This is a genomic window from Ectobacillus polymachus, from assembly GCF_048159605.1.
GTDB lineage: Bacteria > Bacillota > Bacilli > Bacillales > Bacillaceae_G > Ectobacillus > Ectobacillus polymachus.
Map to the genome: position 1 here is coordinate 1,791,745 of NZ_JBLREB010000001.1, position 14,996 is coordinate 1,806,740.

Sequence of the window (14,996 nt, forward strand, 5' to 3'; positions counted from 1 at the left end):
ATATCCCTTTAATTTACATGTTTTTGAATAACCTTTCTCAATTCTCTAGAAACAACAAAACATACTACAGGGCCTGTAGTATGTTTTAATGAAAGACTACTAAATATGTTTCATATATTCACGCTGTGCGACCCAAAAATAGATACCAGATGCGATCCAATATAAGCTAATTACGATAAGACTCGTTTGCAATAGGTTTATACGCAACATGCTACTTAACGCATACATAGCAACAGCGCTATGGATACTGCCTACAAGGATTGGGATGAAAAAGATGGTTCCCATTTGACGACTAGCAATCGCTTTAATTTCTTTACGCGTCATGCCAATTCGCAGTAAGGATTTATACTGAATCCGATCTCTATCAATATCATGAAACCACTTAAAATAGGTCATGCTGCAAGCAGCAAAGAAAAAGAGAATACTAATAAATGCTCCGATGAATAAAGTGAGTGCTCCGCTTTGCTTGATTTCGTTGTAGGAGAGCACAATCTCGGTAACACTATATTTCTTATCCTTGGGAACAGTATTGCGAACATCATTGACAAGAGGTGCTGTTTTTTCCCAATTTGAAATTTCATAGCCGTGGTAAATATTTTTAGCCTGATCTGGAACAGTAGTTGCTAGTTTTTGATAATCTTCCGGATTCACAACAAATAAAAGATTGACTTGCTCATTATCATTATTGATAACAGATGCCGTATACTGCTCATTCAATTTCATATTGTTCGTTTTTCCTTGCATCGTAAACTGAAAGATGTCACCAGTATAAAACCGAAAATCTCCATATGATTCCGGATAAACAAGTGTCCCACTGCCTGCTCTATTTGAAAGTATTCGTTTTCCATGCTGCGTCGCTAATCGGTTATATGCTTCTTCCGATACAATAGAAACAGAAAGCTCATCTCCTTGATTGGATGGAAACTTTGCAGGAAGTGTTTCTAGAGTCACTTTCTTCGCATCCTGAAAACCATGTTTTTGTAGCTGCTGATTCATTTCATTCTCCGATAGCCATTCATCGTTTCCGTTTGATGTATATGCTATTGCATGCGGTCTTGATTTTAGTACAATATTCTTCAATTCCCCAGCATACGTAGCCATTGTTCCTGTTGCAGAAACAACAATAGTCATAAGAATAGTAATGGTAAATAAAAATCTTGCATTATCCTTCATTTTATAAACGAGATTGCTAATGACAAATAGATTCGGATTTTTATAATACGTTCCTTTCTTTTTCTTCATCATTTGTAAAATAGATATGCTGCCTTGTGTAAAGAAGAAATACGTTCCCACAATAACAAGTCCGACTACAGGTAAGAAATAGACAGCGAAATTTGTTAAATTCACTTTCATAGCTAATCCATAAGCAGTAAGGATAGCAATAACACCTACAAGCAATAGCCATTTTGAAGCAAACGGTTCAATCCGTTGTTTTCGAGCATCTTTCAGTAACTCAATAATCTCTAGTTTACGGATATTCCAAAGCCCAAGAATGGCTAGGATGAAGAATACGAAGAAATACGTGAGTGCTGTTATATAAATCGGTTTCATGTTCCAAACAAAAGGAATAGGATTGTCCACTCCTAGTAAGTTGCTCATCATCATAAAAAACAATTTTGAAAATAGCGCTCCAATTCCAATACCTATTACGATAGAAAGGGTACCTATCAACAGCTGCTCCCAAATGAGCATACGTGAAATCTGGGATTTTGTTGCTCCTAGTAACGTAAGTAATCCAAGCTCCTTCTTACGTGACCGTATAAAAGTAGAATTCGAGTAGAGGATGAACAAAGCAGAAAACCCGATAATTAAATAATTACATCCTGCTAATGCATCTCTCACTTGTACACGCATTTGGCCATTCACGACATCAGGATGATAGATAAACGATGCATACATGAAAAAAATGATAATGGAAAAAATACTGCTATATAAAAACGCTTTGTAGCTTCGCCAATTTCCTTTTACATTTTTAAGAGCGAGATGGCGAAAATTCATGCTGATCTCCCCCTAACATCGCTTGTACCCCTAATATTTCTTGAAAGAAAGCCTCCTGTTTTTCCCCTTTGCGGATTTCTGTAAACAACTTTCCATCGCGAATGAATATAATTCTCTCACAATAACTTGCGGCAAACGGATCGTGTGTGACCATCGTAATGGTAACACGTTTTTTATGATGCATATCTTTCAGGGCTGTCATTAAAGCTTTCGCAGACTTCGAATCCAAATTTCCTGTCGGTTCATCTGCCAAAATCAGACTAGGTTCATGGATAATAGCGCGTGCAGCAGCAGCGCGTTGTTGCTGTCCTCCGGATGTCTCATACACTTTCTTATCAAGAATTTCAGTGATGTGTAGAAAACTCGCAATTTCTTTCACGCGTTTTTCGATTTCTTGTATCGAATAATTTCCTAATACAAGCGGTAACATAATATTCTCTTTTATCGTAAGAGTATCAAGGAGATTAAAATCTTGAAAAATAAAGCCTAAATGCTCTCGGCGAAACCTCGCTAATCCAGCACCTTTTTCTTTAGTAATTTCTTTCGCATTAATATAAACATGACCAGAGGTCGGTTTATCAATGGTTGCAAGAATATTGAGCAGCGTCGTTTTCCCGCTACCTGATGGCCCCATAATCCCAACAAATTCCCCTTCTTCGATGATTAAATCAATATCCTGCAGTGCTGTAGTAGCAACAGAACCTTTCGATTGATACACCTTCGATAATCCTCTAACTTCTAATACGCTCATCACTCGTTCCTCTCCTCTTTTCGTTTTTCTATCTTTACTATAAAAAAAATGGAAAAGAAAAACGTGTGATTTTCCTTACATTGTAAAGAATGCAGCTTACATTTTTGTCACTTTTGCATCATTTTGAAATATGCTTCTTCCTTTACAAAGTGAAAGGTGATCGTTGTTCCTTCCCCTTCGATAGATTGTATTGTTAATGTATGATGAAGCTTGTCACATATATTCTTTGTAATATATAACCCCATCCCCGTCGCTTCATTTGTTTTTCTTCCATTACTCCCCGTAAAAAATGGTTCCCAAACTCGATTCACATCTTGTTTGGGAATACCGATTCCATTATCTTGCACCTGAAGCTCTACCGATGAATCTGTCTCTATAAATCGAAATGTAACCATTTTATTCTCGCAGCTTGACAGTTTTGTATATTTCAAAGCATTGCCAATTACCTGCTTTAATGCAATTGCGAGCCACTTAGAATCTGTATGTATAATATGTGAAGTCGATCCTTCTACTTTTGGAAACACACCATAATGAATAAATCTTTTCTTATTTTCATTAATTAACTTCCGTACGAATGGTAGAAGATCAACTTTATCTATCTTATAGTCCTTCTCAAATTGATCGAGCCGTGCCATATGTAGTGCTAAATCTAACCCATCCAAAATCCGTATATTTTCTTCTTGAATACTCGGTAAAACATCATCATTTGTCCATTTATTTTGTTTGGCCTTTTGTATCAATAGCTCAATCACAGCAACGGGTGTTTTCATTTGATGAATCCATTGATTTAAGAAAATACTTTCCTGTCTGCGTTTTCGATGCAATTCATCAATCTCATTTGCATATTGTTGTTGAAGAGTTGTGATTGCTTCTAGTACAAGCTTTTGCTCATAGGTTGTTCGACCTAGTGCTCCTATGTTTACATTCCATATTCGCTTGGATTGATTATATGCTTCTACTTTTTTTATAAATGCATGCCATTTTGTATAATCAATGGCTAAAAATACGAGGAAAAAAAAGAAGGAAAGCGTTAAACCGTAGAAAAGACTTGTCCATTCAAGTTTTTTGCCATTCATAGAGAGATCTAGCTCTACCACAAGAAGTAATACTCCTATCCCTACTAGATAGATTGTAAAAAAAACTGCTCTATCATAGATATACTTTCTAAGATTCACCTGGATCACTCCAACTCGTTGTAAATGAATATCCGTATCCTCTCTTCGTTACAATTGCCTGCTTAATATCTAGTTCCTCTAATTTTTTACGAACACGCTTCACATTCACGGTTAAAGTATTATCATCAACAAATGCGATTTCATCCCATAATGCTTCAAGAAGTTCTTCCCGAGATACATATTGATTTGTTTTTTTTACAAGGCACTCTAACAAACTATATTCATTCTTTGTCAGTTCCACTTTCTTCTCTTTCCATTGCATAATATGCTGTGTGGGAAATAACAGAAGTCCATGTACCGAAACATATTCCTGTTCTTGCACAGCATACTCACCATATGTCCGGCGAAGTACGCTTTTAATTTTTGCCATCGCTACATCCATATGGAACGGCTTTGTTATATAATCATCCCCGCCATTTTCGATAGCAAATACTTGATCCATGTCTCCTGTACGGGCAGAAATAAAAATAATGGGTACATTTGATTTTGCTCGAATTTGTCTACACCAATAAAAACCATCAAAATATGGTAGATTAATATCGAGTAAAATAAGATGCGGATGAATACTCTCCACTTCATTATTTATATTTCGAAAATCCTGCAAACGATGTGGTACATAGCCATATCGTTTTAAATAATCATCTAATAGTTCAGAAATTTTATTATCATCTTCAATTAACAGAATCTTATACATACTTGTCCCTCCTTATCCATTATATAAAAAATAATGAGGTAGATAGAAGGATGTCTACATAATTTTAAACGCCCTTAAAAAAAAGCCACTTGTAAACAAGTAGCTTTAGTCGATAAATTCAAATTCATATTCTAAGATTCGAACGGTAACACCATTTTTGGCGCCACGCTCACGTAATGCTTCATCAATCCCCATTCCTCGCAGCTGACGAGCAAATCTTCGTACAGACTCATCACGAGTGAAGTCCGTCATTTTAAATAATTTCTCCAGTTCTTTTCCACTTACGTCGAATGATCCATCACTTTGCTTCGTAATAGTGAAATCTTGCTGTTTCTGTTCAAACTTGTACATTACCGTTGACGGCGCTTCTTCCACAGCTTCAAGTGGAAATTCTGGAGTTGTCTCTAACAGATTCGCTATTGCAAACAGTAAATCCCGCACTCCATGTCTCGATATAGCGGAGATTGGAAAAATTTGAACCTCTTCTTTGACTTTTTCTTTAAACCTTTGCAAGTGTTCTTCGGCATCAGGCATATCCATTTTATTCGCAACAACAATTTGTGGACGCTCTGTTAAACGGAGGTTGTATGCCGACAACTCTTTGTTTATAGTAAGGTAATCTTCATATGGGTCCCGGCCCTCCATTGCAGACATATCAATAACATGAACAATAACACGCGTACGCTCAATATGCCGTAAGAATTGATGTCCAAGGCCTACACCTTCATGAGCACCTTCAATAAGACCTGGAAGATCCGCCATAACGAAGCTTCGACCATCTTCTGTTTCTACTACTCCTAGATTCGGTACAATCGTAGTAAAATGATACTCAGCAATTTTCGGACGTGCTGCAGATACTACAGAAAGAAGAGTAGATTTCCCTACACTTGGAAAGCCTACTAACCCTACATCGGCGAGTACTTTTAATTCAAGCATGATGTTGCGTTCTTGACCAGGTTCGCCATTTTCTGCGATTTCCGGTGCAGGGTTTGCAGGGGAAGCAAAACGAATATTACCACGGCCGCCACGGCCACCTTTTGCAATAATAGCTTTCTGTCCGTGTGTTACTAAATCAGCAATTACTTGTCCTGTATCTACATCAGAAACAACTGTACCTGGCGGAACTTTCACAATCATATCCTCTGCATTTCTACCATGTTGGCTTTTGCTCATGCCGTGTTCGCCGCGCGTAGCCTTAAAATGACGCTGATAGCGGAAATCCATTAACGTACGTAAGCCTTCTTCAACAACGAATACGACATTGCCGCCTTTCCCGCCATCACCACCAGCCGGACCGCCCATAGGAACGTACTTTTCACGACGAAACGCTACCATACCGTTACCGCCATCGCCGCCTTTTACATATACTTTTACTTGATCTACAAACATAACTTCACCACTCTTTACAATTCTATTGGTTGTAACTCTATGCTAAATTCTTCAATCTGGATGGAATACGTAAGATGAAATGACTGGTCTTTACAATGGGCAAGCCAATTTGTAATCGCCTTTGTATCTGTTAGTTTTCCACGAAAATCGTAAAAAAAATGCGTTTTCTTCTCTTCTTGTTCAATGGTTACACAAACATGATTTTCAACATGTGGATCAACTGATTGATGTAACAATCCTAACAATTCTTTTGTCCACTTATTTATTGTTTGATCGAAATAGGTAAGTGGAAGCTGTTCTTCTCCTAATACCTCAAATTCTAATTGACATGGAGGAGAATTCCAACTATAGGTGAGCAATAATTCTGTAAAAAGAGGCATTTTCAAACTTATGAGACGTGCTTCCTGTTGCGCTTCTCCTACAAATTCTTCGATTAGCTCCTGTACTCGATCTACTCCTCCAAGAGAAAGATGAGATTTCACTAATTGTAGGCGATTTAGCCAATCATGACGTGAATGTCTGAGAGCATCCACAACCGTCCATTTTTTGTCCATGTTATAACCCCTTTAATATAGAAAAACTCTAACCTGCACCCAGGTTAGAGCTTTCCGTGAGTTTCTTATGCTTCTTGAGCAACAGGATATATGCTCACTTGTTTGCGGTCACGACCAAGACGCTCGAAGCGTACTACGCCGTCAACTTTTGCATATAATGTGTCATCTCCACCACGACCAACGTTAACACCCGGATAAATTTTTGTACCGCGTTGACGGTAAAGAATTGATCCACCTGAAACGAATTGACCGTCTGCACGTTTAGCACCAAGACGTTTTGACTGAGAGTCACGACCGTTCTTTGAACTACCTACCCCTTTTTTAGAGGAGAAAAATTGAAGATCCAATCTTAACATCTAATTCACCTCCTATATCAATCATATATGCGAATATACTTACCGTAATCTAATTCAATGGTTTTCAGCGAAACAAGCATTGCCTCTAAAAGCAGCTGTGCTTTCTGATAGGTAACGCTATCTAGCTCAGGTAACGTATATTGTAAATAACCGCCATCTTTGCCAAGATTTATGTCCGCCTTCACATTACAAAGTGCTTCAATCGCATTGATGGAACCAAATACAACAGCAGATGCACCAGCGCACACGATATCTTGACCATGCTTGGCAAACTCTGCATGTCCAGTCATCTCAAACGATTGAATACCACGATTACTTCGATTGAATGTAACCTTAATCATAGCAAACTTACGCGTTAATTGCTTCGATTACAAGCTTCGTGTAAGGTTGACGATGACCTTGTTTTTTACGGTTGTTCTTTTTCGCTTTGTATTTGAAAACGATAATTTTCTTAGCGCGACCTTGTTTTTCAACTTTCGCTGTAACTGTTGCACCTTCCACAACAGGGCTACCTACTTTAACAGTTTCGCCACCAACGAAAAGAACCTTGTCGAACGTAACAGTTTCACCAGCTTCTACGTCGATCTTTTCAACATAGATTGCTTGACCTGCTTCTACTTTAAGTTGTTTACCACCAGTTTCAATAATTGCGTACATATTTGCACCTCCTCATAATTACTCAGACTCGCCAAAAAAAGGTAGACGAAATGTCATTTAAACCTAATTTGTGCGGTTGTAGTATATAGCGAAATGGGTGCTATAAACTATAACATGAAAATACTATCATGAAAGCATAGTGATGTCAACAAACACTATATGTTTTTCCGGCCTACTACTTCATCTTTCGTGCCAAAGAATAGAATCGTATAATCATGTACTTCTTTCGTTTGAAATACGATGTCTAAAGGTAAGCCTTGATCCAAATGAAGTTCCTGAAAGATCGCCTGTACACTAGGCGAAGCTGCTACCAATACTGCCTCATAATCCGTTCCTTTGTATTGTAATAACTCTCTTTGTAACTGATAAGCAATAGTATCCGGAGCCAATTCAAATCCGTTTTTACAAAAGCGGCAAGGAGCAAATAAATAATCGTGTAAGGACTTTTTCTTCCGTTTTCGTGTCATTTCTAAAATTCCTAGTGCGGTAAAGGAAAAGACACGTGTTGTCGTTCCGTCTTTTTTTAGTTCATGCAACAATTCTTGCTTCACACGCTCTTTACTCATTTCATCCTTCATATTAATAAAATCTATGGCAATCATTCCGCCAATATCACGTAACCGCAGCTGCCTTGCTATTTCCTTAGCCGCATATAAATTTGTGTGCAGAACCGTATCGGCTTGCTCGCTTTTACCTGTATATTTTCCTGTATTTACATCAATCACTGTCATGGTTTCTGTTTGCTCAATTAGAAGATACGCCCCATTATCAAGCCAAACGACCTTTTTCATTGCTTGTTCTATTTGCTGCTCAATATGAAAAAAATCAAATATAGATTCCTTTTCCTTATACAAAATAACCTTCTGTTCCCCTACTTCTTTTACTACTTCTTTATAAGCCAATGAATTATCAACGTAAACGGTGGCAATCGTATGAGAAGGAATTTCCTGCAGAACATGTTCTAGAAAAGACCTAGATGTATGAACGAGAGCAGGGACAGTTGTTTTGTCACGCTTCAGCTTCTCATACATTCCTTTTAACTTCTCAGCTTCCAAATCTACATTAGAAAGACTGGCATCTTTACATGCTGTTCGAAAGATGAATCCCCCACCAAGATGCGTGCCAAGATGATGTAGTTCCTCTCGTTTCGAACGTTCATCAATGCTTTTAGAAATAGCCACAATGGGCTCAGTAGGTAAGTACACGACATACTTACCTGTCAATTCAATTTTTGTGGTAAGCTTCGGCCCCTTCTGATCAATAGCATCCTTTACAACCTGCACGAGCAGCGCTTGACCTTGATGAATGAGCTGAGAAATGTGCTGTCCATTTTCTTTCGCAATATCATCACGATGTAAATAGGCTTGCTTTTCAGTTCCGATATCCACAAATGCCGCCTGCATACCAGGTAATACTCGTGTTACTCTTCCCCAGTATACATTTCCAGCTATACCACCATCATTTGGTCGTTGAAAAAAAAGCTCTACAAGCTGCCCTTCTTCCTCTAGAGCAATTCGTTTCTCTGCGCCTACGGCATTCATATATAATGTTCTCATCATAAAATCCTCTTTCTATCTTCACTATTTAACTATGTATTCGAAGTGAATCTTTGTATGTATTTACTCGCAAGAAGGTAACGTACATGTAAAGATATGATTCCTTTACCTTCCTATATGAAGTATTTCTCCAATGGAAGAACGAATTCGTTTCTCTGAAAAATAGGCGTATAATAATTCGTTCTCGTCTAATATATACTGTTTATTCTTTTCCTTAATAATAACAGAATGCTTACAGCCACGTCGAAATTTCATAAATACTTCGTATAGCGGATCACTTTTATGTGCGGTAATAGATGTTATACTTTTAAGTACTGTTGACTTATTCGAATACCGCTCAAGCAAAAAACGTAAAAATGCATATGGCTGCTGTCTCCATTCCATATATAAGGATATAAGTAAAAAGATAAGCATCGTCCACATTGTAATATTTGTTTTATTCCATAGCAAGCCTGCTACAATCGCAAGAATGCTACAGATGAAGGATGTAAACAGCATCATTTGGTGGGCACGTAGATAGGAAGTAGCCATCGAATATAAACAAAATAACAGTTTTCCCCCGTCAAGCGGCCAAATCGGAAGCAAGTTTATGAGAAGGATGGATAGGTTATTCCATATAAAGAAAGTGTATAGACTTTCACTCATCAGCCCATTCTTATGCAATAGATATGCGAACAAAAACATCCAAAAATGCTGTGCCGGTCCTGCTATCAGTACGATGCATTCCTCTTTTAATGGCTTATTTCCATGCTCTTCTAATTCAGCAACTCCACCGAAAGGCAGCAATTGTATTTTTCGGATACGCCAATTATAATGCGTAGCAGCTATCGCATGGCCTAATTCATGAAAAAAAACAATTGTAAACAAGACAAGCAATTCTTTAAAATGGGCTGTCCATACACCGATAAAAATGACTCCCCAAAATAAAGGATGAATCGAAAGCTTGTAGAGCATACCGACATACTTATTCAAAGGATATCACCTGAATCGGATCGATAAACATCTCGTTTTTCTTTAATGCAAAATAGAAGTTTCCTGTTTTACCGTTCCCATTATTTTGCACCACACCAATTTTTTGTTGTTTTTTCACAGAATCATATACAGAAACGGAAACCTGAGATAAATTTCCATACCATGATTGTGTTCCGTCACCATGCTGAATAATGATCGTATTTCCTAGATCGGCCTTTTTTCCTACAAAAATAGCTACTCCTCCATCAACTGCATCGACAACAGCATTACTGCTCGTTTCTACAATTACTCCCTGGCCATTTGATTTAAAGGTTTGAAGAACCTTTCCTGTAGCGGGAACAGCATATGTCCCGCTCTCCTTTTTTTCAGATGAAGGAAGAAAGGTAAGTGGCTTTCCAAATTGTTGTTCATACCATTGTGATACATAGGCAAATTGAAACTCCTCATGCATCGTCGTTTCAATCGTTTTTCGTATATCTTGAAGAGAAGATGATGGATTTTTCATAATAATTGCAGTTCCTAGTACGAGAATAGAGGAAAAAAGAATTTTCATTAAAAAGATTTCTTTTTTAAATAGGGGATGTTCTTGAGAAACTTCTTCTATAATAGCTGGCGATTGTTCCTCTACAGGCAAAGCAGGTTCATCTATTTCTTTCCAAGCAGTCATCTGCAGTTGTTTCGCCTTACGTTTTTCAATTCGCTTTCGAATTTGATTAATCCGCTTTTTATTCATATGATTCCCATCCTCTACTCATACTTTGTACATATGTATGAGTTGTCCGAATGAGATATGACAAAGCTCCACGGCAGGGCCTCCTAAATCCGAATAAATTTGCACATATCTAGAGTTAAAATGTTCCTTACAAAATATGTATCTATCAAAAAAGCCCTTCGCGATAACACGAAGAGCCTACTTAAATCCTAAAAATCTTCTAACTTTCATTAGGACATTCTCTTTATCTGAATCAAACGATTGCAAAGGTACCGATTCTCCCAATAAGCGTCTTGCGATGTTCCGATAAGCAAGTGAAGCCTTTCCGCTTGGATTTAAAGCTACCGGCTGACCCGAGTTTGTTGCTTTTATCACTAAATCGTCATCTTCCACAACACCGATAAGTTCAATAGAAAGAGTTCTTACAATTTCATCTACATCAAGCATTTCATGATTCTTTAACAAATGGCTACGAACTCGGTTAATAATCAGCTTAGGTGGTTCTATATCTTCCGTCTCTAAGAGACCAATAATTCGGTCAGCATCCCTCATAGAAGATACTTCTGGAGTGGTGACAACAATAGCTTTGTCTGCTCCCGCAATCGCATTTTTAAATCCTTGTTCGATTCCAGCTGGACAATCAATAAGTATGTAATCAAAGTCTTGACGCAATTCGTTAATAATCTCTTTTAGTTGTTCAGGATTTACAGCCGTTTTATCGCTTGTTTGAGCTGCAGGCAATAAATATAGATCATCAAATCTTTTATCTTTGATTAAGGCCTGTGGTAAACGACAAGTGCCCTCAACTACATTTACGAGATCGAATACAATTCGATTTTCCAGTCCCATTACTACGTCTAAGTTTCTAAGCCCAATATCAGTGTCAACCAAGCACACTTTTTTACCAGATAGAGCTAGAGCTGTCCCAAGATTTGCAGATGTCGTTGTTTTACCGACTCCGCCTTTTCCAGATGTAATTACAATTGCCTCTCCCACAGCTAACTAATTCCCCTTTCTAGCCTAGTTAAATTCGGTCTGAGATGAGTAAGAAGTTGAACGCGTCCAACAACTAGTTCATTGTTTTGATTTAGATAAGCGCATTCCATTTCATGATTGCTTTCCTTAGCTTCTATTGTATGGCTCAAAACATCGCTAATTCTGACTTGTAGAGGATTCATTAGCGACGCAGCTATAATTGCTTTTTTATTACCGTAATAGCCTGCATGTGCAATTCCACGTAATGCTCCGATGATGAATATATTTCCTCCCGCGAGTACCTTACCTCCAGGATTTACATCACCAATCAAGAGAAGATCGCCTTTCACTTCTAATGTCTGACCAGAACGAACCGTTCTCGTTACGGATATAATTTCCGTCTCCCTCTTCCATTCTAGTGCTTCCTCTTTCGTCACAACTTTACTTTCAATTGTTCCTACTACGAGACTTTTTTTATTACGGATAAGGGTTCTAAGTTCTTCTTCTTGGTATGGTGTTACATATCGATTTCCTACTTTCACCTGTACTTCAATGAGCGGACACTCTCCACTGGCATAGTTACTATTTGAAAGTTTTTCATCAATTTCTTGCAACAGATCCTGAAAGGAGCAGGAATCATCAAGATGCAATGTAAGTCCATCTTTTGTTCCCTTTATCGTTACGTATTGTTGCTTTCGTTCCATCACCAACACTCACCCCAACGATTTAATTCGACATAAAATAAGATAATCCTTCTTTACATTTCCTCAACTGCAGCAAAAATGCGCAATATATATTTTCTCAATGGAAAACAGAAAATCACCAAGAAAATACCATTTAATAGTAGCGTAGGAAGAAATCGATCCGTAAAAAAGGCACTTGCTGAAAGATTTGTGCGCCCTAATAACAACAAAAGTCCGTATGTATAATACTCAAGTATACCCACACTTATAAGAACAAGCGAAGATACAATAAATAGGTTTACTTGAAGGATTTTCATTGCATTGGAAACGAGATAAGCTAAGATGGGAAAAGCAAATAAATACATTCCTAATAGTTCAGAATATACAATATCAACAATAAATCCGAATAGCATTCCATATAAGATACCATTCGTAGCATTATAGTATACTACAATAAATAATAGTACAATAAAAAGAAAATGAGGTGCAGCTATGCTTTTATCTCCAAAAAGATTGGTAGGAACAAAAGTTGCAAATACATTTTCAAATCCAAAGGCAATAAGAAGCAGGAGAGGAAGAAGAAATTTTTTCATCTTTATCTTCCCCCTTATTTCAATTGATCAGATGATGGCATTGTTCTCTTCGCAACAATGACATTATCGATATTATTAATATCAGCTTCTGGTTTTACGTATGCTGTTTGCGTTAATCCATAATCATCCGGTGTAACATCAACTATTTTTCCAATAACTAACCCTTTCGGAAATACACCGCCATAGCCAGATGTCACAACATATTGATCCTTTTTCACATTGGCACTTGAAGGGATTTTGGTAAAGAGAAGTGCTTGCTTATCCTTATCATATCCTTCAATTAATCCAAATACCGTGGCATCATCTTGTACCACTGCTGAAATACGATTTGTACGAGTGACGGAACTAAGCAATTCTACCGTAGAAGTAAATTGTGAAACATCTTTTACTTTACCAATTAGACCTTTATCGGTAATCACAGCCATGTCTTTTTGAACACCCTGCTGTGACCCTTTATCGATTGCTACTAGATCATACCATTTATCTGGGTTACGACCGATAACGGTAGCCTGCAAAGGATCATAATCACGTAGAGAATCTTTCTTTCCAAGTATAGAACGTAACTCCTCATTTTCCTTCGTTAGCTCTCCTACTTTAGAAGAAAGCTCTGCATATTTGTCTAGATTAGCCTTAAGTGTTTTATTTTCTTCATATGTAGCCTTTATATCTTCTACATTCTGAAAGAAGCCTGCAACATAATGTGCAGGTTTCTCAAATACACTTTGCACGACTCCAACCGTATCTTTAACAAATTGCTCAGGCCAACTCAATTTTTGACGATCTTTAATCGAAAACCCAATCAATGCCACGAGAAGAATGATACTTACCAATAGCACAATTAATCGTTTGTTTAAGAAAAACTGTGGCACATCTACACCCTCTTAAATCAACTTAATTTTGTTTTGAAGAGACCAATATTATCAAGAGCCTTTCCTGTTCCGATTGCTACGCAGTCAAGTGGATTTTCTGCAACAATGACAGGCATATTCGTTTCTTTGCTAATTACCTTATCTAAATTACGAAGTAGCGCGCCGCCACCAGTTAGAACAATTCCTCTATCCATAATATCTGCTGATAGTTCAGGAGGTGTTTTTTCTAACGTATTTTTAACGGACTCCACAATAGCATCTACTGTATCTTTTAAAGCTTCTTCGATTTCTTCTGGACGAATTAAAACGGTTTTTGGCAATCCTGTAATTAAGTCTCGTCCGCGTATTTCCATTGGTTCGATTCCTTCAGGATTTCCAGCAGAACCAACTTCCAGCTTTAACGTTTCGGCAGTACGTTCACCAATCATTAAATTATAGTTCTTCTTAATGTATTGCATAATGGATTCATCCATTTCATCGCCTGCAACGCGGATAGATTGACTTGTAACAATACCACCTAAAGAAATAATTGCAACCTCAGTCGTACCACCACCGATATCAACAACCATACTACCTGTAGGTTCCCAAACTGGTAAATTTGCCCCAATAGCTGCTGCAAACGGCTCTTCGATAGAGTACGCATCACGTGCTCCTGCTTGACGAGTAGCATCAATTACAGCACGTTTTTCAACCGCAGTAATTCCTGATGGTACACATACCATTACATAAGGCTTGCGAGAGAAAAGACCATTTGATTTTTGCGCTAGTTGAATATAATGCTTCATCATCGCAGCTGTTGTTTCATAGTCAGCAATAACGCCATCTCTCATCGGACGTAGAGCCACTACGTTACCAGGAGTACGACCAATCATTTTCTTTGCTTCATTTCCAACTGCAACAATTTGTTTTGTATCAGTATGCATCGCCACTACGGACGGTTCACGAACGACAATTCCTCTTCCCTTAACATACACAAGAGTATTTGCAGTACCTAAGTCTATACCTAGGTCACGGGTAAATCCACCAAATCCAAACATTAATGTATCTTCCTTTCTAAAACTA

The 14,996-nt window shown here is 37.8% G+C and carries 17 protein-coding genes and 1 other annotated feature; all 17 genes read right to left on the reverse strand.

The features are described 5' to 3' along the window. Nucleotides 1-99: 99 nt before the first annotated feature. A complete protein-coding gene (locus ACM5BR_RS09220) occupies nt 100-1,998 on the reverse strand; it encodes an FtsX-like permease family protein (protein WP_416827475.1) in 1,899 nt (632 codons plus the stop codon). Further along, nucleotides 1,973-2,749 carry an ABC transporter ATP-binding protein gene (locus tag ACM5BR_RS09225; protein ID WP_416827477.1) on the reverse strand — a complete coding sequence of 259 codons (777 nt, stop codon included), beginning with the start codon at nt 2,747-2,749 and terminating at the stop codon, nt 1,973-1,975. The genes ACM5BR_RS09220 and ACM5BR_RS09225 overlap by 26 nt, the downstream gene beginning before the upstream one ends. A 107-nt stretch (nt 2,750-2,856) precedes the next feature. Next, nucleotides 2,857-3,924 carry a sensor histidine kinase gene (locus ACM5BR_RS09230; RefSeq protein WP_416827479.1) on the reverse strand — a complete coding sequence of 356 codons (1,068 nt, stop codon included), beginning with the start codon at nt 3,922-3,924 and terminating at the stop codon, nt 2,857-2,859. Continuing rightward, nucleotides 3,914-4,618 (reverse strand): response regulator transcription factor, encoded by a 705-nt coding sequence (locus ACM5BR_RS09235; protein WP_416827481.1) that lies wholly within the window; start codon nt 4,616-4,618, stop codon nt 3,914-3,916. The genes ACM5BR_RS09230 and ACM5BR_RS09235 overlap by 11 nt, the downstream gene beginning before the upstream one ends. A 105-nt stretch (nt 4,619-4,723) precedes the next feature. Next, a complete protein-coding gene (gene obgE / locus ACM5BR_RS09240) occupies nt 4,724-6,007 on the reverse strand; it encodes a GTPase ObgE (RefSeq protein ID WP_416827483.1) in 1,284 nt (427 codons plus the stop codon). 14 nt (nt 6,008-6,021) lie between these two features. After that, complete coding sequence (locus ACM5BR_RS09245) at nt 6,022-6,561, reverse strand: Spo0B C-terminal domain-containing protein (RefSeq protein WP_416827485.1); 540 nt, start codon at nt 6,559-6,561, stop codon at nt 6,022-6,024. A gap of 65 nt (nt 6,562-6,626) precedes the next feature. After that, a complete protein-coding gene (gene rpmA, locus ACM5BR_RS09250; protein ID WP_416827487.1) occupies nt 6,627-6,917 on the reverse strand; it encodes a 50S ribosomal protein L27 in 291 nt (96 codons plus the stop codon). Between the two features lie 17 nt (nt 6,918-6,934). Further along, the gene (locus tag ACM5BR_RS09255; protein WP_416827488.1) at nt 6,935-7,258 is read right to left on the reverse strand and encodes a ribosomal-processing cysteine protease Prp; all 324 of its coding nucleotides are present in this window, start codon (nt 7,256-7,258) and stop codon (nt 6,935-6,937) included. A 7-nt stretch (nt 7,259-7,265) separates the two neighbouring features. Continuing rightward, entirely contained in the window at nt 7,266-7,574 is a 309-nt protein-coding gene (gene rplU, locus ACM5BR_RS09260) for a 50S ribosomal protein L21 (protein WP_416827490.1), read from the reverse strand. 14 nt (nt 7,575-7,588) lie between these two features. Then, nucleotides 7,589-7,662: a sequence feature (ribosomal protein L21 leader region), on the reverse strand. Between the two features lie 67 nt (nt 7,663-7,729). Beyond that, complete coding sequence (locus ACM5BR_RS09265; RefSeq protein WP_416827880.1) at nt 7,730-9,130, reverse strand: Rne/Rng family ribonuclease; 1,401 nt, start codon at nt 9,128-9,130, stop codon at nt 7,730-7,732. 105 nt (nt 9,131-9,235) lie between these two features. Next, the gene (locus tag ACM5BR_RS09270) at nt 9,236-10,084 is read right to left on the reverse strand and encodes a M50 family metallopeptidase (RefSeq protein WP_416827881.1); all 849 of its coding nucleotides are present in this window, start codon (nt 10,082-10,084) and stop codon (nt 9,236-9,238) included. A 10-nt stretch (nt 10,085-10,094) separates the two neighbouring features. Then, the gene (locus ACM5BR_RS09275; RefSeq protein ID WP_416827492.1) at nt 10,095-10,835 is read right to left on the reverse strand and encodes a peptidoglycan DD-metalloendopeptidase family protein; all 741 of its coding nucleotides are present in this window, start codon (nt 10,833-10,835) and stop codon (nt 10,095-10,097) included. Between the two features lie 177 nt (nt 10,836-11,012). Continuing rightward, a complete protein-coding gene (minD, locus tag ACM5BR_RS09280; RefSeq protein ID WP_416827494.1) occupies nt 11,013-11,810 on the reverse strand; it encodes a septum site-determining protein MinD in 798 nt (265 codons plus the stop codon). 2 nt (nt 11,811-11,812) lie between these two features. Continuing rightward, nucleotides 11,813-12,496 carry a septum site-determining protein MinC gene (gene minC, locus ACM5BR_RS09285; RefSeq protein WP_416827496.1) on the reverse strand — a complete coding sequence of 228 codons (684 nt, stop codon included), beginning with the start codon at nt 12,494-12,496 and terminating at the stop codon, nt 11,813-11,815. A gap of 50 nt (nt 12,497-12,546) precedes the next feature. Then, entirely contained in the window at nt 12,547-13,065 is a 519-nt protein-coding gene (gene mreD, locus ACM5BR_RS09290; protein WP_416827498.1) for a rod shape-determining protein MreD, read from the reverse strand. Nucleotides 13,066-13,079: 14 nt separating this feature from the next. Beyond that, nucleotides 13,080-13,934, reverse strand: a complete 855-nt coding sequence (gene mreC / locus ACM5BR_RS09295; protein WP_416827500.1) for a rod shape-determining protein MreC — start codon at nt 13,932-13,934, stop codon at nt 13,080-13,082. 17 nt (nt 13,935-13,951) lie between these two features. Beyond that, the gene (locus tag ACM5BR_RS09300; RefSeq protein WP_416827502.1) at nt 13,952-14,971 is read right to left on the reverse strand and encodes a rod shape-determining protein; all 1,020 of its coding nucleotides are present in this window, start codon (nt 14,969-14,971) and stop codon (nt 13,952-13,954) included. Nucleotides 14,972-14,996: the final 25 nt, after the last annotated feature.